This is a genomic window from Streptomyces sp. NPDC002463 (assembly GCF_042889835.1).
GTDB lineage: Bacteria > Actinomycetota > Actinomycetes > Streptomycetales > Streptomycetaceae > Streptomyces > Streptomyces nymphaeiformis.
Genome location: NZ_JBIARL010000011.1, coordinates 92,081 through 118,245 on the forward strand (window position 1 = coordinate 92,081; position 26,165 = coordinate 118,245).

The 26,165-nt window shown below is 75.0% G+C and carries 22 protein-coding genes and 1 tRNA gene; 9 read left to right on the forward strand and 14 right to left on the reverse strand.

Features of this window, described 5'->3' with window-relative positions; translation table 11 throughout:
* Positions 1-47 precede the first annotated feature (47 nt).
* Together ACFYX3_RS22770 and ACFYX3_RS22775 are read left to right on the forward strand one after the other, a co-directional pair.
* Positions 48-971 (forward strand): ABC transporter ATP-binding protein, encoded by a 924-nt coding sequence (locus ACFYX3_RS22770; RefSeq protein WP_389016180.1) that lies wholly within the window; start codon positions 48-50, stop codon positions 969-971.
* On the forward strand, positions 965-3,052 hold the full coding sequence (locus ACFYX3_RS22775; protein WP_389016183.1) for an FtsX-like permease family protein: 2,088 nt from the start codon (positions 965-967) through the stop codon (positions 3,050-3,052). Before ACFYX3_RS22770 ends, ACFYX3_RS22775 begins: the two co-directional genes overlap by 7 nt.
* A gap of 497 nt (positions 3,053-3,549) precedes the next feature.
* On the opposite strand, the gene ACFYX3_RS22780 is transcribed toward ACFYX3_RS22775, so the two are convergent.
* Both ACFYX3_RS22780 and ACFYX3_RS22785 read right to left on the reverse strand, forming a co-directional pair.
* Positions 3,550-4,107, reverse strand: coding sequence for a GNAT family N-acetyltransferase (locus ACFYX3_RS22780; RefSeq protein ID WP_389016686.1), 558 nt, complete (start codon positions 4,105-4,107; stop codon positions 3,550-3,552).
* A gap of 32 nt (positions 4,108-4,139) precedes the next feature.
* On the reverse strand, positions 4,140-5,066 hold the full coding sequence (locus ACFYX3_RS22785; RefSeq protein WP_389016186.1) for an NADP-dependent oxidoreductase: 927 nt from the start codon (positions 5,064-5,066) through the stop codon (positions 4,140-4,142).
* Between the two features lie 153 nt (positions 5,067-5,219).
* On the opposite strand from ACFYX3_RS22785, the gene ACFYX3_RS22790 reads away from it, so the two are divergent.
* Together ACFYX3_RS22790 and ACFYX3_RS22795 are read left to right on the forward strand one after the other, a co-directional pair.
* Positions 5,220-6,464 carry a LuxR C-terminal-related transcriptional regulator gene (locus ACFYX3_RS22790; protein WP_389016189.1) on the forward strand — a complete coding sequence of 415 codons (1,245 nt, stop codon included), beginning with the start codon at positions 5,220-5,222 and terminating at the stop codon, positions 6,462-6,464.
* A 78-nt stretch (positions 6,465-6,542) separates the two neighbouring features.
* Positions 6,543-8,234: a bifunctional 3'-5' exonuclease/DNA polymerase gene (locus tag ACFYX3_RS22795; RefSeq protein WP_389016192.1), complete on the forward strand. Its 1,692-nt coding sequence runs from the start codon at positions 6,543-6,545 to the stop codon at positions 8,232-8,234.
* Between the two features lie 51 nt (positions 8,235-8,285).
* Here ACFYX3_RS22795 and ACFYX3_RS22800 read toward each other — a convergent pair whose 3' ends face one another.
* Together ACFYX3_RS22800 and ACFYX3_RS22805 are read right to left on the reverse strand one after the other, a co-directional pair.
* Positions 8,286-9,566, reverse strand: coding sequence for a hypothetical protein (locus ACFYX3_RS22800; RefSeq protein WP_389016195.1), 1,281 nt, complete (start codon positions 9,564-9,566; stop codon positions 8,286-8,288).
* Positions 9,567-9,606: 40 nt separating this feature from the next.
* The gene (locus ACFYX3_RS22805; protein ID WP_389016198.1) at positions 9,607-10,116 is read right to left on the reverse strand and encodes a SigE family RNA polymerase sigma factor; all 510 of its coding nucleotides are present in this window, start codon (positions 10,114-10,116) and stop codon (positions 9,607-9,609) included.
* A 121-nt stretch (positions 10,117-10,237) separates the two neighbouring features.
* Here ACFYX3_RS22805 and ACFYX3_RS22810 point away from each other — a divergent pair, with 121 nt between their 5' ends.
* On the forward strand, positions 10,238-10,618 hold the full coding sequence (locus ACFYX3_RS22810) for a DUF6479 family protein (RefSeq protein WP_376581747.1): 381 nt from the start codon (positions 10,238-10,240) through the stop codon (positions 10,616-10,618).
* A 117-nt stretch (positions 10,619-10,735) separates the two neighbouring features.
* Here the strand turns inward: ACFYX3_RS22810 and ACFYX3_RS22815 are convergent, their stop codons facing one another.
* The 8 genes from ACFYX3_RS22815 to ACFYX3_RS22850 form a co-directional block, all read right to left on the reverse strand.
* On the reverse strand, positions 10,736-11,449 hold the full coding sequence (locus ACFYX3_RS22815; RefSeq protein ID WP_389016202.1) for a pyridoxamine 5'-phosphate oxidase family protein: 714 nt from the start codon (positions 11,447-11,449) through the stop codon (positions 10,736-10,738).
* A gap of 47 nt (positions 11,450-11,496) precedes the next feature.
* Complete coding sequence (locus tag ACFYX3_RS22820; RefSeq protein WP_389016205.1) at positions 11,497-12,837, reverse strand: lysine N(6)-hydroxylase/L-ornithine N(5)-oxygenase family protein; 1,341 nt, start codon at positions 12,835-12,837, stop codon at positions 11,497-11,499.
* A 28-nt stretch (positions 12,838-12,865) separates the two neighbouring features.
* Positions 12,866-14,110 (reverse strand): APC family permease, encoded by a 1,245-nt coding sequence (locus ACFYX3_RS22825; RefSeq protein WP_389016209.1) that lies wholly within the window; start codon positions 14,108-14,110, stop codon positions 12,866-12,868.
* Between the two features lie 131 nt (positions 14,111-14,241).
* Positions 14,242-16,335 (reverse strand): FAD-dependent oxidoreductase, encoded by a 2,094-nt coding sequence (locus tag ACFYX3_RS22830; RefSeq protein ID WP_389016212.1) that lies wholly within the window; start codon positions 16,333-16,335, stop codon positions 14,242-14,244.
* Entirely contained in the window at positions 16,328-17,932 is a 1,605-nt protein-coding gene (locus ACFYX3_RS22835; protein WP_389016215.1) for a class I tRNA ligase family protein, read from the reverse strand. Before ACFYX3_RS22835 ends, ACFYX3_RS22830 begins: the two co-directional genes overlap by 8 nt.
* Positions 17,929-18,408 (reverse strand): cupin domain-containing protein, encoded by a 480-nt coding sequence (locus tag ACFYX3_RS22840; protein WP_184931028.1) that lies wholly within the window; start codon positions 18,406-18,408, stop codon positions 17,929-17,931. The genes ACFYX3_RS22835 and ACFYX3_RS22840 overlap by 4 nt, the downstream gene beginning before the upstream one ends.
* A 169-nt stretch (positions 18,409-18,577) precedes the next feature.
* Complete coding sequence (locus tag ACFYX3_RS22845) at positions 18,578-19,462, reverse strand: hypothetical protein (RefSeq protein WP_389016218.1); 885 nt, start codon at positions 19,460-19,462, stop codon at positions 18,578-18,580.
* Between the two features lie 5 nt (positions 19,463-19,467).
* The gene (locus tag ACFYX3_RS22850) at positions 19,468-19,671 is read right to left on the reverse strand and encodes a hypothetical protein (RefSeq protein ID WP_389016221.1); all 204 of its coding nucleotides are present in this window, start codon (positions 19,669-19,671) and stop codon (positions 19,468-19,470) included.
* A 196-nt stretch (positions 19,672-19,867) separates the two neighbouring features.
* Here ACFYX3_RS22850 and ACFYX3_RS22855 point away from each other — a divergent pair, with 196 nt between their 5' ends.
* The 4 genes from ACFYX3_RS22855 to ACFYX3_RS22870 all read left to right on the forward strand — a co-directional run bounded on the left by ACFYX3_RS22855 (position 19,868) and on the right by ACFYX3_RS22870 (position 24,389).
* A complete protein-coding gene (locus ACFYX3_RS22855) occupies positions 19,868-21,010 on the forward strand; it encodes a LuxR C-terminal-related transcriptional regulator (RefSeq protein ID WP_389016224.1) in 1,143 nt (380 codons plus the stop codon).
* 125 nt (positions 21,011-21,135) lie between these two features.
* Positions 21,136-21,903, forward strand: a complete 768-nt coding sequence (gene lepB, locus ACFYX3_RS22860) for a signal peptidase I (protein ID WP_389016227.1) — start codon at positions 21,136-21,138, stop codon at positions 21,901-21,903.
* A 123-nt stretch (positions 21,904-22,026) separates the two neighbouring features.
* Complete coding sequence (locus ACFYX3_RS22865) at positions 22,027-22,953, forward strand: hypothetical protein (protein WP_389016230.1); 927 nt, start codon at positions 22,027-22,029, stop codon at positions 22,951-22,953.
* Positions 22,950-24,389, forward strand: a complete 1,440-nt coding sequence (locus tag ACFYX3_RS22870) for a hypothetical protein (RefSeq protein ID WP_389016233.1) — start codon at positions 22,950-22,952, stop codon at positions 24,387-24,389. The genes ACFYX3_RS22865 and ACFYX3_RS22870 overlap by 4 nt, the downstream gene beginning before the upstream one ends.
* 57 nt (positions 24,390-24,446) lie before the next feature.
* Here ACFYX3_RS22870 and ACFYX3_RS22875 read toward each other — a convergent pair.
* Positions 24,447-24,520, reverse strand: a tRNA-Thr gene (locus ACFYX3_RS22875).
* A gap of 84 nt (positions 24,521-24,604) precedes the next feature.
* The gene (locus tag ACFYX3_RS22880; RefSeq protein WP_389016236.1) at positions 24,605-26,149 is read right to left on the reverse strand and encodes an alpha/beta hydrolase; all 1,545 of its coding nucleotides are present in this window, start codon (positions 26,147-26,149) and stop codon (positions 24,605-24,607) included.
* Positions 26,150-26,165 lie beyond the last annotated feature (16 nt).

Consider the following 26,165-nt stretch of genomic DNA (forward strand, 5'->3'; position numbering starts at 1 on the left):
CCTCTGGTGGTCGTGATCGGAGCGGGCCGAGACGGTTCGCTCGAGCCATGACCTCGAACGCCGCTGTACGGCTCCGCCGGCTCACCCGGCACCACCGTGACGTCCACGCCCTCGACGGCGTCGACCTCGACTTCCACGCCGGGACCTTCACCGCCGTCATGGGGCCGTCCGGCTCCGGCAAGTCCACCCTCCTCCAGTGCGCCGCCGGGCTCGACCGGCCCACCGCCGGGACCGTGGAGGTCGGCGGCGTCTCCCTGGAGGGCCTGAGCGAGCGGCGCCTCACGCTGCTGCGGCGGGACCGGATCGGCTTCGTCTTCCAGTCCTTCAACCTGCTGCCCTCCCTGACCGCCGCGCAGAACGTGGCCCTGCCGCTCCGGCTCGCGGGCCGCCGCGTGTCCCGTCCCGCGATCCGGGAGGCACTCGCGCGCGTGGGGCTCGCCGGCCGGGAACGCCACCGGCCCGGCGAACTCTCCGGCGGCCAGCGGCAACGGGTCGCGATCGCCCGGGCGTTGATCACGCGTCCCGCCGTCCTCTTCGGCGACGAACCGACCGGCGCGCTCGACTCGACGACGAGCCGAGAGGTCCTCGACATGCTGCGTGACCTCGTCGACCAGGAGTCCCAGACGATCGTCATGGTCACCCACGACCCGGTGGCGGCGTCCCGCGCGGACCGCGTGGTCTTCCTGACCGACGGAAGGGTCGCGGGCGAGCTGACGGGGCCGACGGTGGAGACGGTGACGGCGCGGATGACGGGGCTGGAGACGGGAGCAGGCGCGGCGGGGCGGGGGCTCGGGCCGGGGCTGGGCGGCGTCGGTGCGACGGGCGGCCCGGGGCGGGGCCGGGGTGACGCGGCGGGCGCTCACGCGGGCGGCCCGGCCGGTGGCCGGGGACCTGGCGGTGGCGGCGCGGCCGGTGGCCGTTCGGTCGGTGGTGGCTCCGTCGACGCCTCCGCAGGAGGTGCGGCGTGCTGAGCGTCGTGCTGTCCGGGCTTCGTGACCGGTGGGCCTCGTTCCTCGGAGGGTTCGTCGCGCTCGCGCTCGGTGCGGGGGTGCTCGTCACCATGGGGCTCGGGCTCTCCGCCACCTTTCACGCGCCCGAGCGTTCTCCCCAGCGGTTCGCCTCCTCGCCCGTCGTCGTCCAGGGCCCGGACCGGCTGACGATGGACGTGCGGCGCGGACCCGGCACCGTACCCGTGGAGCAGCGGCTCGACCGTCCACAGCCTGTGGACGGCGATGTGCTCCGCGCACTCCGCGCCCGCTGGACCGTCACCACCTCCGGCGGCCCCGACGCCGTCGGCGTCGACGCGCCCGCCGCCGACGTCCGGGCGCTCGTCGGCGACCGCGCCCGGGTCCTCACCGGGAACGAACGGGCCGAGGCCGACCCCGACCCCGAGCGGGACGCCCGCGCCCTCGTCACCCTCAACGCCCTCCTCGGCACCTCCGGCGGCGTCACCGCCTTCGTCTCCGTCTTCGTCGTCGCCTCCACCTTCGCCTTCGCCGTCGCACTGCGCCGCCGCGAGTTCGGGCTCCTGAGGACCGCCGGCGCCACCCCCGGCCAGATCCGGCGGCTCCTCCTCGCCGAGGCGGCGGTGCTCGGCGTGCTCGCCTCCGCCGCCGGGTGCGCGCTCGGCGCCCTCGGCGCGCCCCTCCTCGCCCGGACCCTCGTCGACGGCGGCCTCGCGCCCGCGTGGTTCACGATCGGCGACGCCGCCTGGCCGTTCCACACGGCCTTCTGGACCGGCGTGACCGTCGCCCTCGCCGGGGCCGTCGCCGCGTCCCGGCGGGCCGGGAAGGTCGGTCCGGCGGCCGCGCTGCGCGAGGCGGACGTCGACGCCGACGCCCTGCCCCTCGGCCGGGCCGTCCTCGGCACGGGCCTGCTCCTGGCCGGTCTCGGGCTCCTCGCCTGGACCTGCGCCACGGACCCGTCCGCGCTGCTCAAGCGGAAGACGTACACGACGCTCCCGATGCTCCTGATCAGCGGCGTCGCCCTGCTGTCCCCGCTCCTCGTCCGGCCGACGGCCCGGCTGCTGCGGGCGCGCGGGGCGGTGGGCACGCTCGTACGGGAGAACAGCGCGGCCGCCGTCCGCCGCACCGCCGCCGTCGCCGCGCCCGTCCTCGTGACCGTGGCGCTCGCCGGGACGCTGTTCGGCTCGGCGGCGAGCGTCACGCGCGCGAAGGAGGTCGAGGCGCGGGAGCAGACGGCGGCCCGGTACGTGGCGAGGGGGGAGGACCTGGCTGCGGTGGCGGCGCCGGAGGGGGCCGTGGTGTCCCCCACCGGGGCGACCTCCGTCTTCGTACGGGACGGGGACGAGGCCGTCGTGAAGTACGGGGCGCGGGCGGTCGCCGACCCGGCCGCCTTCGCGGAACTCGCCCGGCTGCCGGTCGTCGCCGGGGACCTGCGGGACCTGGACGACCGGTCGATCGTCGTCAACGAGGAGTTCGAGCGGCAGCGGGTCGGGGAGACGGTGGACGTGTGGCGGGCGGACGGGAGCGGTCCGGTACGGCTCCGGATCGCGGCCGTCCTCGCGCTCGGAACCGGCGACAACGGGCCGTACGTCACCCGGGCGAACGCGCCCGGCGCCGCCCTCGACCGGATCGACGCGCGCGGCGGCGGGGCGGCGACGGTCCGGGCCCTGGAGGCGAGCGGCGGGACGGTCGGGCACGTGGTGACCGGTGCCTCTCCGAACCGCCTCGGGATGATCCTGGTCCTCGGCATCGCCCTCGTCTACACGGTGATCGGGCTCGCCAACACCCTGCTCATGGCGACGTCGGTACGGGGCGGAGAACTGGCCTCGCTACGGCTCGCCGGGGCCACCCGCGGCCAGATCCTGCGGGTCGTGACGGGCGAGGCGGCGCTCGCCGTCGCGATCGGGACGGTGCTCGGGCTGATGGTGACGGGAGTCGTCCTGGGCACCCTGGGAGCGGGCCTGGCGGCCCTCTCGGCGCCGGTGGCCCTGGTTCTCCCCTGGCCGGTGATCGGCGCGGCGGCGGGCGTGTGCGGCGTGGTCGCGGTCGCTGCGTCGGGCGTCCCCGCGTGGCGGCTCACGCGCTGAGCGTCCATGGTGGGACGACGGAGCGGTGACCGGGGTCGGAGCCGGGTCACCGCCCCGTCCGCGCGACCCGCGCCTGGCGAGGCGGTGCCCACCTGCCTCCGCGCCCCAGGCCCTCGCCGCACGGGCCCGCGCCCACCCCCGTGTGGCGCGGCGCCCGGCGGGGCGGTGCCCCGGCCCCGTGTGGGCAATCGTCCCGCAGGGCGATGGGGGTCCCCCTGCTCGAGCGAAGCCGAGAGCTCGGGGGAGGGTGGGCACACGGGACGGCGCCCCTGGCGGCGCCTCCGCGTTCCGCGCCCTGGCCCGCACCACGTGCGCGCCGTCGCTCGCGGTGCGGGTCCAGGCGCGAGAGCCTCTGGCGCCGGCGGGCGCGGGTCCGTTGTGCCCACCCGTTCCGCCCCAGCGGAACGATTGCCCGCAACGGGCGGGGGCACCGCCCGTGTGGGCGCGGGCGCACAACGGGGCGGGCGCCGTCCCGGCGCGGCGCGGGCCCGGAGTCGCTAGCCCGCAGGGGCGCCCCGCCAGTCCGGGGCCAGGACCGACCAGATCTCCTCGTCGTGTCGCGTGCCCCGGTACGCGTAGCTCGCCCGGAGGACCCCGTCGCGCGTCATCCCCAGCCGCCGCGCCACCGCGATGCTCGGTTCGTTGTCGGAGGAGACCACCCACTCCACCCGGTGGATGCCCCGTACCGAGATCGCCCAGTCGATGAGGGCCCGCGCCGCCCGGGTCACCAGGCCCTTGCCGACGGCCGCCGGCTCCAGCCAGCAGCCCGCCTCGGCGTAGCCGCCCGGGACGTCGAGCCTCCGGAGGATCACCGCGCCGACGAGCGTGCCGTCCGACCAGATGCCGTGGATCCGGCCCGTGTCGGTCGCGACCTTCTCCGCGTACAGCCTGAGGTACGCCCGGCTCGACTCCAGGTCCGTCACCACGTCGGGGAGCCCGTTGCGCGCGCCGATGAACTCCCGCCCCCGGTCCATGTGCGCGAGGAACTCCCCGGCCTGCCACGGTTCCAGCGGGCGCAGCTCCGCGCCGTCGTCTCCCAGGGACATCGCGTACATCGGCAGCATCGCCTTTCTCGTCCGGACCCGCCTTACGGGATCAGGACGATCTTGCCCCGCACATGCCCCGACTCGCTCGACTCCTGCGCCCTGGCCGCCTCCTTCAGCGGCAGGGACTCCGCCAGCCGGACCGTCAGCACGCCCTCCGCCGCCAGGCGCGCCTGGGCCGTGAGCCCGGCCCGTACGGCCTCCGGGTCGCCCGTCACGCCCGAGAAGACGATGCCGTGCTCCTCCGCGTCCGTCGCCGCGATCGTCACGATCCGCTCCTTCGCCGCCTCGCCGCCGCCGAGCAGCTCGATGGCGACCGGCAGCACGCCGTGCCCGGCCGCGTCGAAGACCGCGTCGACGCCCTGCGGGGCGGCGGCGCGCACCCGGTCGGCGAGGCCGTCCCCGTACGCGACGGGGATCGCGCCGAGTTCGCGCAGGTAGCCGTGGTTGGACTCCGAGGCGCTGCCGATCACCGTGATCCCGGCCGCGACGGCCAGCTGGACGGCCACCGAGCCGACGACGCCGGCCGCGCCGTGCAGGAACAGCGTCTCGCCCTCCCGCACCCGGAGCAGGTCCAGGACGCGCTGCGCGGTCTCGCCGGCCACCGGAAGGCTCGCGGCGGCCTCCCAGGAGAGCCCGGCGGGCTTGGGGGCGACCGTGCCGGCGATGGCGTACTCCGCGTAGGCGCCGGTCTTCGTCCAGCCCAGGACCTCGTCGCCGACGGCAAGGTCGGTGACGCCCTCGCCGAGCGCGTCGACGGTGCCGGCGAACTCCAGGCCCGGGACGGCGGGGAAGGTCGTCGGGTAGAACTGCTCGACCCAGCCGTAACGCCGCTTCCAGTCCACCGGGTTGAGCCCGACCGCCGCGACCTTGACCCGCACCTCACCCGGTCCCGGCTCCGGCTTGGCGACGCCGGCCTCGTGGCGCAGCACCTCGGGGCCGCCGAACTCCTCGTACACGATCGCTTCCATGTCAGCCTCCGTCGCTGCCCGTTGCGTCTTCGATCTCTCTTCGATGACCCAACTCTGCGCCGACGGACCCCTCTCCCCCGCCCTCCCAACGGCCAGTCCCACCTGTCCGAAAGACGGGCCGTCACCTGACTGCCCCCGATTAGGCTGCACCGTATGGACGCGCTCACGCTGACCACCGCGTACGAGATCATCCGGCAGCCGCTCGGGGAGATCCTCCCCCGGGTCTCGGCCGCCCTCGCCCCGCTCGTCCCGCACGTCGACGCGGCCGAACTCTCCACCCACTGCGCCCACTCGCCCTTCAAGGCCCTCGGCGGTACGGAGCTGATGACCGCCGCCGAACTCGCCCCGCTGCTCGCGGCCGGCGTCCCCGGCGCGCCCTGGCAGGGCCGTGCCGTGATCGGCGGCCGGGAGCGCGAGGTCGTCGCCGTCACCAGCCACGCGACCCGGCGCGGGGCGGTCCTCGTGCTCGTACGGGAGGACGGCGCCGCCCCCGCCGACACGGCCGCCCTCACCGCCGCGCAGGCGCTGTGGGACCTGGTCGCCGCGCACTTCGACCGGTTCGCCACGGAGGCCATGCCGGGCGCCCTCGCCCGCTCACGGGCCGCCGCCGACACCCGGGCCCGGGTCATCGCCGAACTCACCGCCTCCCACGCGGCGGCGCTCTCCGGGGTCCTCGGGGTGCTGCGCAGCCGGGCCCTCGACGACAGGACCGCCCGGACCACCGCCACCGACCTGGCCGCCTCCGCGCTCATCGAGATGCGGGCCGAGCAGCGGCGGGACCGGGCGCTCGCGGAGGAGCCCGCCGAGGACGCCTTCGAGCGGCTCGCCGGCGAGCTCCGGCCGATGCTCCGGCACAGCAGGGTCCGTCTCGAACTCGGCGCGCCCGACTCCACGCGCTCGCTCGCGGCGGACGTCGCCCACAGCGCGCGGGCCATCGTCCGGTCGCTGCTCCTGATCGTCCTGGAGCAGGAGTCCGTGCACCGGGTGCACGTCGGCTGGCAGCTCACCGAGCACGAACTCCGGGCCTCCGTGCGCGACGACGGCGCGGGCGCGCTCGCCCCCTGCGACCTGGGGGCGGGGACGATCCGGGACCGGCTCGACGTCCTCGGCGGGCGGCTCGACATGGACGCGGTGCCGGGCTGGGGCACGACGATCACCGCCGTCATCCCCCTCGCGACCCCGGAGGCGCCCGTCGAGGCCGCCCACCCCCTGACGGGGCTCGGGGAGCGGGAGGTGGAGGTGCTGCGGCACCTGGCGCTCGGGCACCGGAACCGGCGGATCGCGGAAGAGCTGCACATCAGCGAGTCGACGGTGAAGTTCCACGTCGCGAACATCCTCAACAAGCTGGGCGTCGACTCCCGCGGCGAGGCGGCGGCCCTCTTCCACGCGGCCGCGTAGCACCTCCCCCGGGCTTCCCCCGACCTCCCCCGGCCCGGCTTCCCGGGCCTGTCAGTGGCGGGTGCCAGACTCGCACCCATGAGCGAGAGGTGGGCGCTGGACGCCGAGACCGAGGGGGACGGAGCGCTGCTCGTGCCCCTCGGGGCGGACGGGCTGCCCGCCGGGCCCGTGCGGCGCGAGCCGGACCTCGCCGCGGCCGTGCGGGCGCGCCCCGACGTGGCCCGCTGGGTGTGGCGGTCGACGGCCGAGGTCTATCCGCGGCTCCTCGCCGCCGGCGTCCGCGTCGAGCGCTGCTACGACATCGAGGACGCCGAGCAGCTCCTCCTCGGCCACGAGGGGCGGCTCGGCGAGCCCCGGTCGGCCGCCGCCGCCTGGGCGCGCCTGCGCGCCGCCCCCGTACCGCCGGATCCGCCGCAGCGCGCCGCCGAGCCCGGCTCGCAGGACTCCCTCTTCGAGCCGCGCCCCACCGTCTCCGTGCCCTTCGACGGGCTCCTCGCGGTCTACGCGGAGCAGCTGCGCCGCCACGACCGGGCGGAGCATCCGGGCAGGATGCGGCTGCTCACGGCCGCCGAGTCGGCGGGGATGCTGGTGGCCGCCGAGATGCACCGGGCCGGGCTGCCGTGGCGGGCGGACGTGCACCGGGACCTGCTGAGCGAGCTGCTCGGCGAGCGGTACGCGGGCGGGGGCGAGCCGCGCCGCCTGGCGGAGCTCGCGGACGAGGTGTCGGCGGCGTTCGGCCGCCGGGTCCGGCCGGATCTGCCTGCGGACGTGGTGAAGGCCTTCGCGCAGGCCGGGATCCGGGTGAGATCGACGCGCCGCTGGGAGCTCGCCGAGCTCGACCACCCGGCCGTGGAGCCGCTCCTCGCGTACAAGAAGCTCTACCGGATCTGGACGGCGCACGGCTGGTCGTGGCTGGCCGACTGGGTGCGGGACGGCCGCTTCCGGCCCGAGTACCTGCCGGGCGGCACGGTCAGCGGCCGCTGGACGACGAACGGCGGCGGGGCCCTGCAGATCCCGAAGGTGATCCGGCGGGCGGTGGTCGCCGACGAGGGCTGGCGGCTCGTGGTGGCCGACGCCGACCAGATGGAGCCGCGCGTCCTCGCCGCGATCTCCCGCGACCCGGGCCTGATGGAGGTCGCGGGGCACCCCGACGACCTGTACACCCGGCTCTCCGACCGCGCCTTCTCCGGTGACCGCGACCACGCCAAGATCGCCCTGCTCGGCGCGATCTACGGGCAGACCAGCGGCGACGGCCTGAAGAACCTGGCGGCGCTGCGCCGCCGCTTCCCGCGCGCGGTGGCCTACGTCGACGACGCGGCGAAGGCGGGCGAGGAGGGCCGGCTCGTACGGACCTGGCTGGGCCGGACCAGCCCGCGGGCGGTCGGCTCGGGCGACGACGAGGAGGCGGGCCTGCCGCAGGAGGGCGGCGAACCGGAGGCGGAGAGCGGCGAGTTCGTCCCCGGGTACGCCTCGGGGAACGCGCGGGCGCGCGGCCGGTTCACCCGTAACTTCGTCGTCCAGGGCAGCGCTGCCGACTGGGCGCTGCTGATGCTGGCGGCGCTGCGGCGCTCCCTCGCGGGGATGCGGGCGGAGCTGGTGTTCTTCCAGCACGACGAGGTGATCGTGCACTGTCCGGCGGAGGAGGCGGAGGCGGTGACGGAGGCGGTCAGGGCGGCGGGGGACGAGGCCGGGCGGATCGCGTTCGGGGAGACGCCGGTCCGCTTCCCGTTCACGACGGCGACGGTCGAGCGGTACGCGGACGCGAAGTAGGGGCGGGGCGACTCGGCGCCCCGCCCCCTCCCCGTACTCCCCCGCGTACGCCTACTTCAGCGGCAGCTTCTTCCACTTCGGGCTCAGCGCGATCGCCTTCAGCTGCTCCATCGTCAGCACGGGCTCGGCACGCGTCGCGGCCGAGTACTGCGCGCCCGAGTTGAAGGCGGAGACGATGACCCGGAAGCCCTGCGGGCTCAGGGTGTCGACGTTCCACCAGACGACCCCGGCGCCGCCCTTCTCGCCGGCCCGCTGCGTGGACTTGACCTTGGTGCCGTCGGGCAGGGTGACGACGTCGTCGCCGGTGAAGAGGTCGGCGATCTTCCCGCTCCTGGGCTGGACGTCGACGCCGACCATGCTCGCGCCCTTGCCGTCGTCGACGACGACGTAGCCGTGGCCGTCCCCGCCGCCGTGGGACTGCACGGTGAGGCCCTGCGGCAGGAGGGAGCGCAGGGTGGCCTGGACGGCGGCCGCGCTCGGCACGGCGGGCAGGTGCGCCTCGCCCGTGCCGGGCTTCGTCGGGAGCTGGGGCAGCCGGGCGATCAGCGGCCGCCAGGCGTCGGCCGTGACGAGGGTCTTCAGCTGGGAGGCGCTGAAGGGCGGGTTCTCGCGGGTGATCGCGGCGCCCTTCTCGGCGGCGGCGTTGTACTCGCTCGCGTCGACGAGGAAGCCGTCCTTGGTGAGCAGGACCGCGCGCCAGTTCTTGGTCTCCTCGCGCCCGTCGGGGTACTCGTACCCCTGGAGGACCATGAACCGGTCACCGCCCGGCAGCAGCTCGCTGGCGCACCTGTCGTAGCGGACGAGGGCCCTGTCGGGGCAGGTGACCTGGTCCTTGCCGGCCTCCCCTGTCGTGCCCGCACGGAAGAGGCCGACGCTGACGCCCGCCTTGCCGTTCCCGTCGTCGTAGACGCCGGTGACCGACTGGCCCACGCCGTCCAGGTCGTCGAACTGCCACCGGCCGGCCGGGGTGTTGGACTTGAGGACGGCGGCGATGTCCTTCACCGGGATCGTCGCCTCGCCCGGCGGCACCTTGCCGGGTTCGGCCGCGCCGTTGCCCTGCCGGGGCTGCGGGGGCGCCGCCACGGACGTGGTCGTCGCCTGCCCGGCGGGGCCGAGGAGCGAGCCGCCGTACGCGCCGCCGATGCCGACGGCGGCGAGCGCGAGGACGCCGCCGGTCACCGCGAGGCGGCGGCGCACCAGGCGGCGCCGGCCCCGCTGGAGCCCGCCCGCGACCAGCTCGCGCCGGTCGTCGACGGCGAAGCCGTCGCCGGCGCTGCGCAGGACCGCGCCGAGCTCCTCCTCGAACCGCTGTGTTTCTTCGTTCTGGGGCATGCCGAGATCACCGTCTCCGGTCGGTAGGAAAGGTACGTGGTCAGCGGGTGGCGAACTCGGCGACGCTGCCGCCGAGTCGGTCCCGCAGCTTCGCGAGCGCCCGCACCGAGCGGGTGCGTACCGCGGCGGAGCTGACGTGCAGGGCATCGGCGGTCTCCTCGATGCTGCGGTCCTCCCAGTACCGCAGCACCACGACCGCGCGGTCCTTCGGCGCGAGCCCGGCGAGCGCGTCGAGCAGCGCGATCCGCAGGGCGGGGTCCTCGCCGTGCTCGGGTGCGCGGTCGGGCAGCTCGCCGAGGGGGCGCTCGGTGGCCGAGCGGCGCCGCTGGTGCGTGAGGAACGTGCGGACGAGCACGGTCTGGGCGTACGCGGCGGGGTTCCCGATCCGGGCCATGCGGCCCCAGTGGGCGTACATCCGGCCGAGCGTCTCCTGGGTGAGGTCCTCGGCGAGATGCGTGTCACCGCTGGTCAGCAGGCACGCCGAGCGGAACAGGTACCCCGTGCGTGCGGAGGCGAACTCCAGGAACTCGTCCGCGCGGGACTTTCTCATGCCCCTCCTTTCCCTCGCGGTCACGTGGTGTGGTCGCCGTACACCTCCTTGACGCGACGGGGGAGAGGAAATGTTTCAGCCCGACGTATCCGAAGAAGCGGAATCGGGTAATCCTGTTGGTATGAACACTCTCAGCGCAGCAGAGAACCTGGCCGCTGGGGTTTGGCAGTCAGGTCTGGCCCAGGTCATCGGCGGGCTCGTCGTCGTCGGCGTACTCATCGGCGCCGTCGCGCTGGGCTTCTGGCTCAGCGACCGCGAGTCCAAGAAGCCGAAGCCGGAGGAACAGCCGCACCGGCCCGACACCGGCGCGCTGCCCGGCGAGGTGGAGGAGTACCGCAAGCCGTCCGAGATGCCGCAGACCGACGGCGAGCACCGGCTCATGCCCTATCAGCTCAAGAACGCCGGAGAGGCCTCCACCGATCCACCCACCGAGGAGAAGCGCAAGTGGGGCGGCATCTCCAGCGGTGGCTTCGGCAGCGGAGGCACCGGACACGGCGACTGACCCCGGACCGACCGATCCCGGACCGGCCGACGCCCGCCCCCTCGGCCCCCTGACCCAGAAAAGCCCAGCCGTACTCGGCTGGGCTTGGTCCGGCTCCAGCTCCGGCTCGCGCTCCGGTCACACCGGGGCGGCCGCCGGCTCGCCGCCCAGGATCCGGCCCGCCCGCGAGGCGATGTGGGCCGGCGGGGCGAAGTCCGCGGGGAGGACCGGGTCGGTGACCGGCTCGCCGAAGGTGGTCACCACCGGGAGCACCCCCGCCCACAGGCCGAGCGCCGCGTCCTCCGATTCGCCGTCGTCCGGCGGTCCGGAGGCGGTCTTCACCGAGGCCTCGGTCAGGTCGAGCGCGAGCACCGCCGTCGCGGCCAGCTCCTTGCGGCTGGGCTGCCGCGCGTACTCCCACTGGCCCGGGGAGCTCTGCTCGGTCAGGGCCCGCAGGCCGCGGAGCTTCTCCTCCGGGTCGGTGACGATCTCGGGCACGCCGTAGATCATCGCGCAGCGGTAGTTGACCCCGTGCTCGAAGACGGAGCGGGCGAGGACGAGGCCGTCGACGTGCGTGACCGTGACGCAGACGGTGGTGTCAGGGGCCTGGACCAGGCTGCGGCTGGCGACCGAGCCGTGCAGGTAGAGCCGGTCGCCGTCCACGCCGTACGCGGTGGGCACCACCATCGTCGTGCCGTCGACGGTGACGCCGAGGTGGCACAGGAAGCCCGCGGCGAGCACGGCGTCCAGGTCGGCCCGCCGGTGGCTGCCCTTGTGACGCATCCGGCGCAGCCGGGTCCGCTCGGTGACGGTCATCGCGCCGTCGCCGTCGGCGTCGGTGGTGGTGCTCATGGTGAGCTCTCCTCACGGTGTGGTCGTAGGTGTCGTTGTACGGGGGATCAGCCCGACACCGCCACCGGCTTTCGCCTGTCGGAACGGCGGCGCGCCGCCAGGGAGTCGCAGATCTCGCCGGCGCGGACGGCGGCCATCGACAGCAGGTTGGCCGTGATGCCGTGCGAGTGCTCGGTGCCGCCCATCAGGTAGATCCCGGCCTCCACCCCGGACGCCGTCTCCACCTGGTAGTCGCGGAGCACCCGCAGCCGACCGTCCTCGTCGCGCGCGCAGGCGGCGTCGAGCTCGCCGAGCAGCCGGCCCGGGTCGGGCTCGGAGTAGCCGGTGGCGTAGACGACGGCGTCGGCGTCCATCGTCTCCGTCTCTCCCGTGGCGAGGTTCCGCACCTGGACGCGGACCCCGTCGGGGCCCTCCTCGACCCGGGTGAGCCGGGTGACGCCGAGGATCCGCAGCCGCTGCTCGCCGCGGACCTTCTCCTGGTACGAGCGGCGGTAGAGCTCCTCGATGAGGTCCATGTCGACGACGCCGTAGTTGGTGTTGCGGTGGTAGTCCATGAGCGTGCGGCGGACGGACGGCTCGGCCGCGTGGTACAGGTCGACGGCCTCCGGGTCGAAGATCCGGTTCGCGTACGGGCTGTCGTCGGCCGGGCTGTAGCCGTACCGCGTGTGGACGGCGACGACCTCGGCGTCCTCGTACGTGCGGTGCAGGTGGTCCGCGATCTCGGCGGCGCTCTGCCCGGCCCCGGCGACGACGAAACGGCGCGGCTCGGCGGTGGGCAGCGCGGCGAGGCGGTGCAGGAACTCGCTGCTGTGCCAGAGGCGTTCGGAGGACGTGACGCCCTCGGGGAGGCGGGGCACGAGGCCGGTGCCGATGACGAGGTTCCGCGCCCGGTACGTGACGGCCTCGGCCTCGCCCACGGCGGCGACGTCGACCTCGACGACGGGACCGGACGTCCCCGCGGGCCGGATGGCGGTGACCTCGAGGCCGTAACGGACCATGTGGTCCACGCCGTCGGCGGCCCACTGGAGGTAGTCGTGGAACTCCTCGCGGGTCGGGAACAGCACCTTGTGGTTGATGAAGTCGACGAGACGGCCCCGGTCGTGGAGGTACGGCACGAAACCGAAGCGGCTGCGCGGATTGCGCATCGTGGCCAGGTCCTTGAGGAACGAGACCTGCATGGTGGCGTCCGGGATCAGCATCCCCCGGTGCCAGCCGAACCTCGGCTGCTTCTCCAGGAACACGGCCGTGAGCCGCTCGTCGGGCGCGGCCTGCTCGTTGTACTCCTCGATCGCGATGGCGAGGGCGAGGTTGGCGGGCCCGAAGCCGACACCGACGACGTCGTAGACGGGGGTGGTCTCGTTCACGGTCTCGTTCGAGGTCTCGTTCATGGCGAAGTGCCTTTCGGTGGAGGGAGGTTCAGCGAGTGCGGGTGCGGCCGGCGAGGGCGACGCAGCCGGCGGCGAGGAGCAGGGCGAGCAGCAGCCCCGTACCGGCGAAGGAGAGGAAGGCGGCCGCGATCAGCAGGGTCACGACGGCGGTGGCGCGCAGGGCGCGGCCGGTGCCGCGGGCCCGCAGGGCGGCCGCGGCGGCGGCCACGTACAGGAGCAGGAAGGCGCTGCTGGTGACGACGAGCACCAGTTCCTCGCCGGTGCCGGTGAGGGTCAGGGTGCCGAGGACGGCGGCGTAGGCGAGGGCCAGGGCGACGGTCGCCCGCACCGGGCGGTCGGCCAGGGCGCGCGGCAGGATCCGCTCGCGGGCGGCGGCCCGGACGACGCGGGTGGCGCCGAGGACCCAGGCGTTGGTGGCGACCACCGCGAGCCCGAGGGCGAGCAGGTCGCCGGCGACCGCGCCGGCGTCGCCGAGCGAGGCGCCGAGGAGGGCCGTGATGACGACGGGCTCGTCGCCGGGGACGGCCAGGTAGGCGGCCGTCACCGCCGCGTACAGCAGCCCGACGATGGGCACCGCCCAGCGGATCGCCCGCCGGTAGCTGCGGGCCGGGTCGTCGACCTGCTCGGCGAGGGTGGAGACGTTCTCCCAGCCGAGGAAGGAGAAGAAGGCGGTGACGACGGCGATGCCGACGCCGTCCCAGCCGTGCGTGAGGAACGGGGTGTACTGCCCCGCGTCGAACCGCGGCACCGCGAGCACGACGGCGCCGCCGAGGCCGAGGAGCAGCACGAGCAGGGCGGCGGTCTGCACGCGGGCGCCGGCGGCGAGGCCGAGCAGCGTGAACGCGGCCGACAGTGCCATGAAACCGATCGCGAGCGGGTACACGGGCCCGTCGGGCTGACCGAGGAGCCCGAGCAGGCAGCGGGCGGACACGATGCCCATCACCGGATTCCCGATGACGTACGTGGCGACGAGCAGCAGCGCCGCCGCGCGGCCCGGGCGGCGGCCGAACCCGGCCTCCACCATCGCGGCGAGCCCGGAGGCGTCGGGACGCCAGGCCGACATCTCCGCGAAGAACCGGGCGAAGGGGTACGAGCTCAGGGCCAGCGCCAGCCACGCGAGCAGAGCGGCGGGCCCGGCCTGCCGCTCGGTCAGCCCCGGCACCAGAAGGATGCCGGTCCCGACGAGACTGCTGACGTAGAACACGACGAGCGCGCGGACGCCGAGGGGGGTGGGGGCCGGGGCGGCGTCGGGCCGCTGCAGCAGATCGGTCATGGTGTCACCTCCAGTTGAGTTGCGGACCTGGCCCGCCGTTGTGGGCATGCGTTCCGCCGGGGCGGGACGATGGCCCACACGGCGGTGGGCGCCGCCCCGCCAGGCGCGGGCCCCGCACCGCGGGCGCGGCCTCACCCGCCCCCCAGCACATCCAGCGCCTCCGCCGCCGCCAGCTCCCCCGCCGCCGGGGCCGTTTTGAAGCCCGCCCCCGACCACCCCGTCGCGAGGACGATCCGGCTGTCGGGGTGTTCGCGGCCGAGGTGGGGACGGGAGTGCGGGGTGTAGAGGTCGACGCCCTGGCGGCCGCCGAGGAAGCGGGTGCCGGGGTCGGCGAGCCAGGGCCACCGCGCGGCCGCGCCGGCGCGGATGTACGCCACGTGCTCGTCGGTGAGCGTGGCGAGCCCGCCCGGGGGGACGTCCCATTCGTCGACGGGCCGCCCGGCCATGTAGCCGCCCGCCGCCTCGCCGTACAGCTGGGGCCGGCCCCAGACGCCGCTGACCATGTCGACGACGGTCGGCAGGCCGGCGGCGGCGGGGTGGTGGAAGAAGCCGTACCGGATGCTCTTGGTGCGTCCGGCGTCCGCGCCGCTCAGCCGGTGTCCGGCGATCTCCCCGGTGCCGCCGCCGGCCGCGAGGACGACGGCGCGGGCCTCGACGGGTCCGCCGGGTTCGAGGAGGACGCGGACCCGGTCGGCCCCGGGCGGGGCGTCGAGTTCGCGTACGCGGGCGGGCAGCAGCCGGGCCCCGTGGGCGAGGGCACGGTCGCGGTAGACGCGCGCGGTGCGGGGCGGGTCGGCGTAACCGGCCTCGGGCTCCCAGACGGCGCCGGTGACGCCGTCGACGGAGAGCCCGGGGAAGCGGGCCCCGAGCACGCCGGGGTCCAGCAACTCCGCGGGCACGCCGGCCCCGTTGAGCTCGGCGACGCCCTTCTCGGCCTGTTCCAGGTCGGCGTCGCCGCAGAGGACGAGCGACCCGGTGGTCATGAAGCCGTACGGTCCTGGCGCGAGCGCGGCGGGCCCCCAGGCGAGCCGGTGGCTGCGGAGGGCGAGCCCGCGCAGGTACGGGTCGGCCTCGAAGCAGCGGACGAGCCCGCCGGACCAGGCGGTGGCGTGGTCCTGGCGGCCGTCCATGGGCGCGACGAGCGCGACCCGCGCGCCGTGCCGGGCGAGGGCGGAGGCGGTGGCGGAGCCGACGACCCCGGCACCGACGACGATGACGTCGTACGCCCGCCCGTGCCGCCCGCCGGTTCGGGTACGGTTCGGCGCCTCAGCCGCTGCCGGCACCGGCACGAAGTCCCATCCCGCGCTCCCCGCCTCCGGCTCCCCGCTCGCCGTGAACCCCCGGTCCGCGTGGGCCCGTACGGCGGCGAGCAGGGTGCGCCCGGTGCGGCCCGGGTCCTCGGCGAGCGCCGCCGTGGCGGCGGCGAAGGCCGCGTCCACATGGGCCTCGGGCCCGCCGCGCATCCGGGCCACGGAGGCGGCACCGGAGGGCGACCCGAGCAGCTCGGCGAACTCGTCCACCGCGCAGTCGTCGGTGAACCAGAACGCGCCCGTGAACCCGGCCGCCCGCCACTCCCGCCCCACCCGCGCGGCCCCGACATGGGTGCCGCAGACGACGAGCGCGGCGACGTCCCGGCCCCCGGGCCCCTCCACGACCTCGAGGGACGGTTCGGCCAGGGCCGCCGGCACCGGCACGGCGCCCGTCGCGGGCCCGCTCCCGTCGGAGACCACGGGCCCCGACGGGACGGCGGGCCCCGCGACCCGCGAGGCGTCCCGTACGAGCTGGGCGAGCCGCTCCCCGTACGCGCTGCCGTCGTGCGTGACGGCGACCCGGATGTGCCCCGCGTCCCGTACGGCGGCGAGCAGGTCGACGGCCTGGGCCCGGTCGTCCGGGCACCAGCGCAGGAGGGTGCCGGCGCTGTCGGCGAGGAGGCCGGGCGTGGTGGCCAGCGGGAGAAGGACGGGGAGTCCGGCCGCCCGGTAGACGGGGAGGGCGGCGGCCGCACCGGCGCTGTTGAAGTGGCCGACGACCAGGGCGTGCCGGCCCTCGGCGACGACCGCCTCGGCGATCTGCCGGGCCGTCTCGGCCTCGCCGCGGTCGTCGTACAGCTCCCAGTTCACGGCGGTGCCGTACCGCTCGGCCGCCCGCTCCAGGTGCTCGCCCCAGACGGCCCGGGGCCCGGAGAAGGGCCCGACGACGGCGCCGCGCGGCAGGACCTCAGGCACTGAAGACCGCCCCCGGCCAGGCCGCCACCGGCGTCCCCGGGGCGAGCGGCGCGAGGGCCTCCGCGTCCACCCGGCGCGGCTGGGGCGCGAGGCCGAGGAGGGCGGCGAGCCGGGCGGAGCCGTACGGGAGGGCGGGCGCGGCCCAGGCGGACAGGGCGGCGGCGACGGCGAGCTGGGCGGAGAGCGCGGAGCGGTACGCGGCGGCGCCGTCCGGACGCTCGGCCTCGAAGCCGTTCACGTAACCGAAGTCCTCGGCGAGGCGGACCACTTCGTCGAGCAGCGCGATCGCGCGCCGCGCGTCGTACCCCTCGACGCCGTACGCGTCCCGCAGCTGCCCGACGGTCTCGACGAGCCGGGCACGCAGCCGCTCCCACGCGGGGCCCTGCGGCACCTCGGAGGAAGCGGCACCACCGGACTCGGCGACGGCCGTGAGCAGTCGGCCGAGCCAGCCGTCCCAGCGCTCGGCGAGCCGCGTGCGGCTGAGTTCGAGGGCAGCCGAACTGAAGCTGGTCTGACGGCCGTTGGGACGGTCGGACAGGACGTGGTAGCGCAGGACGTCCGCGCTCGTCCGGGCGAGCTCCTCGTGCGCCCAGATGGCGTGCCGCCTGCTGGTGGAGAACTTGAGGCCTTCGAGCCGGTAGAACTCGTTGACGACGAAGGCCTTCGGCAGCGCGATCTCCGGGTCGTACGCCCGGAAGGCGGCGGGGAACAGCAGGGCGTGGAAGTAGCCGTTGTCGAAGCCGAAGAACTGGACGGGCGCGGGCGCGGGTCCGGTCTCGCCGGCGCCGGTCCACTCCAGGAGGTAGCCGGGGGCCATCTCGAACCAGACGTAGATCCGCTGCTCGGTGAAGCCCTCGACGGGCACCGGCACACCCCACTCGGAGGGGTGGCTGACGGCGATCTCGGGGAGCCCTCCGGCCCGCATCCGCTCGCAGAGGGAGCGCAGGTGCGGCGGCATGTCGACCTCGTCCCAGAAGGCGGCGAGCTGCTCCTCCCAGAGGGCGAGCGGGAAGTACAGCCGCTCGCAGTCGCGGAGTTCGGGGGTGGCGCCGCAGCCGGTGCAGACGGGGTTCGCGAGGTCGGCGCAGTCGTTCGGGCGGCCGCAGGGCTCGCAGGCGTTGCCGTTGGAACCGGAGCCGCAGTGCGGGCAGTCGCCCTTGAGGTAGGCCTCGTACAGCCAGCGCTCGCAGCCCGTGCAGTACGGCAGCGGGCGCGTACGGGCGACGATGTGCCCGGCGTCGTACAGGCGCTGGAAGAACTCCTGGACGGCCGACTGGTAGCCGACGTCCCGGCGCGGGCGGACGATGGCGTCGAAGTCGGCGCCGGCCTGCCGCCACACGGACTCGATGGAGGCGCCGTAGCCGTCGGCGACCTCCTCGCCCTTGCGTCCGCCGTCGTTGAGGCCGCGGACGGGCACGTAGCTCTGGTGGTCGTCGAGGCCCGTGGTGTAGCGGACGGGGCCGGCGCCCTCGGCGGCGAGGAAGCGGCGCAGGACGTCGCCGGCGAGGTAGGGCCCGGCGAGGTGACCGATGTGGAGGTCGCCGTTGGGGGTGGGCGGGGTGGCGGTGATCCAGTGGGCGGACACGTCGGCGCTCACGCGGCGACCTCCTCGTTGTCGTTGTCGGTACGGACGGCGGGCTCGCGCAGCGGCCAGTAGAGGGAGACCCAGCTCAGCTCGGTGTCGCCGGTGTTGTGGACGACGTGCTCCTGGTTCCGGGGCAGCACGACGAGGTCGCCGGTGCGGAACGGCGGCTCCAGGCGGCCGTCGAGGGTCACGCTCCCGGTGCCGGAGAGGATGAGCATGACCTCGTCCTGGTCGTGGCAGTCGGGGTCGGAGTCCCCGCCGGGCTTCAGGAAGCAGGCCATGGCGCCGACGGGCGGCTCGGCGTCTCCGCCGGGCCAGGGGATGAGCCGCTGGCAGGCGAGCCCGAACTCCTCGGTGGCGGCGCTGCGGTCGATGCGGAGGCGGCGGTCGGCCATGGGGGCGGCTCCGGTCTTCGGGGGGAGATCGCGGTACGGAGTGGGGGCGAGAGCCGGTTCTCCGGGCGGCAGGATGGGCGAGGTGAAGGGCATGGAGGTCTCCTGAGAAGGGCGAGGCGCGGGACGGCCTGGTCTCACGGAAGGGGCGAGGCGCGGGACGGTCGGTCTCGCGGGAAGGGGCGAGACCCGGGGCGGCCGGTCTCACGGGAAGGGCGAGACGCGGGGCGGCCGGGTCTCACGGGAAGGGCGAGACGCGGGGCGGCTACGGCGAGTCGAGGCCCTGCACCGACGCGACCGGGATGCGGGCGAGGCCGGCCATCACCTGGCGGGGGCCGGCCCCCCACCCGTACCGCTGCTTGAGCGGCGCGACGTGGGTGGCGATGAGCGCGAGGAGCGGCGCGAGGTCGGCGGGGGTCGCGCCGAGGAGGGCGAGGAGCTGCTCGGTACGGGTCAGTCCGGCGCCCGGGCCGATCCCGTGCACGGCTGCGTCCTGCCAGGTGGCGCCGGCGCTCCGGGCCACGACGGTGTTGTGCAGGGCGAAGCCCTGGTTGTCGTGGGCGTGGATGCCGACGGGGGCGGACACGGCGGCGCGGGTGGACTGGACGAGTTCGATGACGCGCTCGGGGCGGAGCGAGCCGAGGGAGTCGACGAGGAAGACGGCGTCGAGCGGGCCGAGGGCCGCGCTCTCGCCGAGGCAGCGGTCGAGCTCCGGGTAGGAGGCGAGGTCGATGTCGGTGAGGAAGAGGCAGACGCCGAGGCCGGCTTCCCGCAGGCGGTGCAGCGGGGCGGCGGCGCGGGCCACCCGGTCGTAGCGGACGGCGAGGCGGACGAGGCCGACGGGCACGGGGCCGGTGGCCAGGGTGTCGGCGATCCGCCCGGCGGAGGCCGTGGCGGCGGCGTCCGTGGCGGGCAGGGCGGCGGTGTCGAGGAGGACGGAGAAGCGGGAGCCGTACCGCTCGGGGGGCGGGACCGGCAGCAGCGCGCCGCGCGGGGCGGTGCGGTCGGCGGGGTCGTGGACGCTGCCCAGCTCGATGACGTCGATGCCGAGCCGCGCGCAGACCGCGAGGTAGTCGGCGGCCAGCGCGGGGGGTACGGCTCCTCCGGTGAGCCGTCCGCCGGTGCGCAGGGTGCAGTCGAGCAGGGTCATCCGGATCACCCCCAGCCGGTGTCGTTCGTGCCGGTGCCGGCCGCGGGGGCGCCCCAGCCGGTGTCGTAGGCACCGGTGAGGACGGCCGCGCCCCAGCCGGTGTCGTCGGTGCGGGTGCCGCCGGCGACGGCGTCGGTGGTGACGGTGGCCAGGCCCGCGAGGCCGAAGACGAGGGTGGTGAGGAGGGTGGTGCGGATCCGCCGCTTCATGTCGTGTGCTCTCTTTCCGCTTGAGTCATGGGCTTCTGTGGTGTCTTGCTGGCTTCGCGGGCTGTGCGAGCTTGATGCGCTTTGACCTCGTGGGCGGTGGTACGAACGTATCCACCACGGCATGACTATGGGGCGGAGTGCATGGCTCATTAGGCTGCATGGCAGCAAGAGGACGCTGTCACAAACGGGGGAAAAGGTGGCGATAGCAGACATCGGGCAGGCGGACAGGGACGCGGGGACGCCGGAAGGGGCACGGCCGGGCACTCCCCCGGCCCCGGAGGTCACCGCCCTGGCCGCGATCGGCGCGGTGGGACCGCCCGCACCCCCGCCGCCCTCCGACGACCCCGACGACCCCCTGACCCGGGTCTACACCTCCCTCCTGGCCCGGGACCCGGCCCGCGAGCCGGCGCACCCCGCCGACCTCGCGGCCGAACTGGACCTGCCGCTCGCCCGGGTGGAGTCGGCCGTCTCGGCCCTCCTCGACATGGGCCTGCTGCGCCGCACCCCTGAGCGGGCCGTGCTCCCGATGGCGCCGGACGAGGCCGTCCAGCGCACCCTGGGACCGCTGGAGCGCGAGATGCGGGCCCGCCGCCAGCACATGGAGCGCACCCGCGAACAGCTGATGGCCTTCATGCCGCTGTACGAGTCGCACCTGCTGCGCCTCACGCACCTGCGGCAGGCGGAGTACGTGGAACTGCTCACCGATCTGCGCGCGGTACGGGAGGCCATCACCGAACTGGGCCGTACCTGCGAGCGCGAGGTCATGACGGCTCAGCCGGGCGGCGGCCGGCGCGCCGAGGTCCTGGAGGAGGCGGTGGCCCGCGACGAGGAACTCCTGCGCCGCGGCGTCCGGATGCGCGTCCTCTACCAGCACACGGCCCGCTTCTCCTCGGGCACCTGCGCCTATGTGGAGCGGGTGGGGCGGCTGGGCGCGCAGGTCCGCACCCTGGACGACGAGTTCCCGCGGATGCTGGTCTTCGACCGTACGACGGCGGTCATCCCGGTCCCGGACGATCCGCACGCGGCGGTCCTGATCCGCGAGCCGCACGTGGTCGCGTTCATGGTGGGCGCGTACGAACGGCTGTGGCTGGAGGCCCTGCCGTTCGAGACGGAGTGGGACCGGCAGACCATCATGGACATCTCCGACGAGCTGAAGCAGACCATCGTCCGGCTGCTCACCGAGGGCCTGACGGACGCGGCGATCGCCCGGCGTCTGGGTCTGTCGGTCCGCAGCTGCCGCCGCCACGTCGCCGACGTGATGGCCGCGCTCGGTGCGGAGAGCCGCTTCCAGGCGGGCTACCTGCTCGCTCAGCAGGACCGCGAACAGCCGAGCCCCTGACGGGGACCGCCGGGTCACCCGTACGTGGTGAAGAGCGGCTCGCTGACACCGCCCGTACACCACCGAGGCATAAGGTCCGTGCAGACGGCACAGGAAACACGGACCACGACGAAGTCAGGGTGGACATGAGCGACTTGGCGACCCAGGAGCGATCCGACGGGGAGGGCGCGGAAGGCGGCGCTCCGGACGAGGCCGCCCCGGCCTCCGGCCGCGCCCCGAAACGGAAGCGCCCCTTCTGGATCGAGCTGCCGTTCCTCGCCGGGATCGCGCTCGTCCTCGCCTTCCTGATCAAGACGTTCCTGCTGCAGGCGTTCCTGATCCCCTCGGGCTCGATGCAGAACACCCTGCAGGTCGACGACCGGGTCCTCGTCGACAAGCTCACCCCGTGGTTCGGCGGGGAGCCCGACCGGGGCGAGGTCGTGGTCTTCCGTGACCCCGGCGACTGGCTCGCGGGACGACCGGTGAAGCAGCCCACGACGATCCAGAAGGCCCTGGGCTTCGTGGGCCTGATGCCGGCCGCGGGGGAACAGCACCTCATCAAGCGGGTGATCGGCGTCGCCGGCGACACGGTCGAGTGCAAGGGCACGGGCCCCCTGAAGGTCAACGGCAAGGCGCTGACGGAGCCGTACGTCTTCCAGGGCAACACGGCCTGCAGCACGGACCCGGAAGGCCAGTTCAAGGTCACGGTGCCCGCCGGCCACCTCTGGGTGATGGGCGACCACCGGCAGAGCTCGCAGGACTCCCGCTACCACCAGACCGACCCCCGCGGCGGCATGGTGCCCGTGACGGACGTCGTGGGCCGCGCCGTCGTCGTCGCCTGGCCGGTCCCCCACTGGTCGGGCCTGCCCGTCCCGGACACCTTCGACCAGCCGGGCCTGGACGACCGGAAGTAGCGGACGGGCTTGAACGACCGGAAGCGACAGCCGGGCCCGGACGGCCGGAAGTGGCGGACGGGCGCGCGATCGGCGGTAACTTGACGCCTGGTCAGTTCGACTGTCCAGGGGAGGGGATGCCGCATGGCCGTCGCCATGTACCAGGCCGTCATGCTCGCGCGGAAGAACCAGCAGCGCCACGAGAAGCTGGCGGCCCGCCGCAGGAAGCTCGACCGGCACGTCGTCCAGGAGGGCGCGGCGCAGGAGGAGCGGCGGCAGGCCACGTACGACCGGGCCCTCGTCCCCTTCCGGGACGCGTTCGAGCGGCTCAAGCGGGTCGACCTGGCCGAACTGGCCCCGGTGGAACCGGCCGGGCACGCCACGGCCGACGTCGAGCTGCGGGAGATCCAGCAGCTCGCGGTGTCCGCGATCGGGTCGATCGTCGGGGGCGGAGCCACCGGAGCGGGCGTCGGCGCGGCCACCTACATGGCCGTCGGCGCCTTCGCCACCGCGTCCACCGGCACGGCCATCTCGGGGCTCTCCGGGGCCGCCGCGAGCAGCGCCACCCTGGCCTGGCTGGGCGGCGGTTCGCTCGCGGCGGGCGGCGGCGGAGTGGCCGCGGGCACGGCGGTCCTGGCCGCGGCGGTCGCCGTCCCCGCGCTCCTCGCGACCGGCGCCCTCCTCGAGTGGCGGGGCCGCTCGGCCCGCCAGGACCAGAAGAAGCTCGCCGAGGAACTGGACGGGGCGGAGGCCGAACTGACCGCGGCCCGCGAGACCCTGTCCGAGGTGTTCCAGCGCAGCCGCGAGATCCGCCTCGTGCTCAAGGACCTCTGCGCGGCCATGGAGGAACGGCTCCCGGCCTTCGCCGAACTGGTCGCCGACCACGACGACTACGGCACGTACGACACGCGGCAGCGCGCCCTCGTGAAGGAGATCTTCGATCTCGCCTGCACGACGGTCACGGTGATGGGAGCCCCGCCGGCCGGAGAGGACGGCCGGGTCGGCGAGCTGTCCGGCCGCGTCGTCGCGGACGCCCGGGCCCGCCTCGCCGAACCGGCCTCCGCCGCATGAGCCGTACGTTCCTGCCCGGCGCCGCCGACCAGGCCGCCTGGACGGTCGCGGACGCCGCCACCCGCCGCCTCGCCGAGGCCACGGTGGAGACGCTGCGCACCCAGGAGACGGTCGAACGACTGGCACGCCGGTACGTCGACATCGGCAACGCCCAGCGCGCCGGGCACCTCTTCGAGGTCCGGCACGCGCTCTCCTTCAACCAGAACGCGATCCGGGCCGGCGCGTCGGTCCGGGCCGTGGTCACGGAGTGGGTCCAAGGCGGCTCGCAGACGGCCCCGGCCGATCTCCACCTCGTCGACCGGGGCCGTCTCGTGGGCCAGGCGCAGGCCAAGCTGATGGACCGCGTCTCCGCGACAGTGCACCAGATGGCCCGGCCGGACTACGAGGGGATGACGCGGCTGGTCGCGGGCGACCGGGTCGCCGCCGTGGACAGCCTCCTTGAGCGCCGGCTCACCATGTCTCCCGAGGGGGTGGGGTTCGCCGACTACGCCGACGCCCACGCGCATCTGACGGACCGGCTGACGTACGGGGACGTCGCCTCCGACCCGATCGACCTGGCCGACGCGCACCGCTCGGCCCGCGACCCGATGCGCTGGGCGCGCGGTGAGGCGGTACGGACGGCCGGCCGGGAGGCGGCGGCCGCGGCGGGGACGGCGGCGGCGGTCGGCGGCCTCGTCACCGGGGCCGTGTCCGCCGCCGGGCAGCTGGCCCGGGTGCGGGCGGGCGAGACCTCGGCCGCAGCGGCGGCCCTCACCGCGGCCGCGTCGGCGGCGCAGGCCGCGGCGCGGTCGGGGGCCGTCGCGGGACTCGGCTCGGTGATCCGTACGGCGTCGCGAGCCGGGCGCCTGCCCGCGGTGCTGGGCGGCGGGGACCTGTCGTTCGCGACGGCCGGCGCGGCGTACGCGGTGGCGGAGGCCGGTGTGGCGCTGGCGCGCGGGCAGATCGACGCGGGCGAGTTCGCGGCCCGCAGCGCGGAGGCCACCCTGCGCACCGGCCTGGGCTGGGCCTGCGGGGCGGTGGCGCAGACGGTGATCCCGGTGCCGGTGGTCGGGGCGCTGGTGGGCGGCCTGGTGGGCCAGGCGGCGGGCACCCTGATCACCCAGGGCCTCCAGGCGTCCCTGGTGGCGATCCGGGGCACCGGCGAACCGGGTGCGCACCTCCTGGAGCGCGAGCTCCTCACGGCGGCCCTGACCTCGGGCCTCCTCGCCTCGGCGGCGGCGTCCCTGGGCCCGACGACCCGCGCGTCGTCCGTCGTCCTGCCCGGCCTGGAGTCCGTACGGACCCGGCTCGCGAGCACCGACCCGACGACCGCCCTGTCAGCCCTGGCGACCCTGACGTCCACGGAGGCGGGCCGCCCCGTCCTCCTGACACCGGAGGAGTTCGACACCTGGATGGCGGCCGAAGACGCCCCCCTGCTCCTCGACCCCAACTGGTGACCGGGCACGGCAACAGAAAAGACCAGGTCAGAAATCATCTGACCTGGCCTTCTTCTGAGCCGCCTTCGGGATTCGAACCCGAGACCTACGCATTACGAGTGCGTTGCTCTGGCCAACTGAGCTAAGGCGGCGCGCTGTGCAGACACATCGTGGTGCAGCAGCGTCGCCAAGTCTACACAGTTTCTCGGGGTGCTCCGACCACCCCCGGATCAGGCCTACGAGCAGCGCTTTCCCTCGGCCGGAGGGGTGCCTTCCAGGAGGTAGGTGTTGATCGCCGTGTCGATGCAGTCGCTGCCCCGGCCGTACGCGGTGTGGCCGTCGCCCACGTAGGTCAGCAGGGTGCCGGAGGAGAGCTGGCCGGCCAGGGACTGGGCCCAGTGGTACGGGGTGGCCGGGTCGCGGGTGGTGCCGACGACGAGGATCGGGGCGGCGCCCTCGGCGGTGATGCGGTGCGGGCGGCCGGTGGGCGGGGTGGGCCAGTAGGTGCAGTTGAGGGCGGCCCAGGCGAGGCCCTTCCCGAAGACCGGGGAGGCCTTCTCGAAGGACGGGACGGCCTTCTCGACGTCCGCGGGGCCGGTGTAGGCGGGCGGCAGGTCCAGGCAGTTCACGGCGGCGTTGGCGAACATGAGGTTGGCGTACGTGCCGTCCGCCTCGCGCTCGTAGTAGCTGTCGGCCAGGGCCAGGAGCCCGGAACCGTCGCCGCCCATCGCCTTGGAGAGGGCCTCGCGCAGCTGCGGCCAGGCGCCCTCGTCGTACATCGCGGCGATCACGCCGGTGGTGGCGAGGGACTCGCCGAGCAGGCGGCTCTCGCCCGTCGGCAGGGGCTTGGCGTCCACGTCGCGGAAGAACTTCTTCATCGCCTCCCCGGCCGCGTCGACGGACGTGGTGCCCAGGGGGCAGTCCGACTTGCTGATGCAGTCCGCGGCGAAGGCGCGGAAGGAGGTCTCGAAGCCGCCGGTCTGGTCCCGGTTCAGGTCGAGCGCGGAGAGCGAGGGGTCCATCGCCCCGTCGAGGACGAGCCGGCCGACCCGGTCCGGGAACAGCTCGGCGTAGGTGGCGCCGAGGAACGTGCCGTACGACGCCCCCACGTAGGTGAGCTTCTCGTCGCCGAGCACCGCCCGCAGGATGTCCATGTCCCGGGCCGCCTCGACCGTGGAGACGTGGGGCAGGACCTTGCCCGACTTCTTCTCGCAGCCGACCGCGAAGTCCTTGAAGGCCGCGCTCAGCGCGTTGGCCTCCGCCGTGTCGTCGGGGGTCTGGTCGACCTGCGTGTACGTGTCCATCTGCGGGCCCGTCAGGCACTCCACGGGCTCGCTGCGGGCCACTCCGCGGGGGTCGACGGCCACCATGTCGTAGCGGGCGCGGACGGGCGCCGGGTAACCGATGCCCGCGTACCCCTGGAGGTAGCCGACGGCGGAGCCGCCGGGGCCGCCCGGGTTGACCAGGAGCGAGCCGAGCCGCTTCCCGGGGCCGGTGGCCCGGACGCGGGACACCGCGAGCCGGGCCTCCTCCCCGTCCGGCTTCGCGTAGTCGAGCGGGGCGCGCAGGGTGGCGCACTGGAAGCCCTCGACACCGCAGTCGCGCCACTTCAGCTTCTGCTCGTAGTACTTCTTCAGCTTCGGCGCCTGGGACGCGGAGGAGGGCGCCGGCGCGGACGACCTGGAGGCGGCGGCGTCGCTTCCGCCCGAGCAGCCGGAGAGGATCAGCCCGGCGGCCGCGAGGGCCGTGGCGGACGTACGGAGCAAGCGCCTGGAATCCATCCCAGGAGCGTATCCG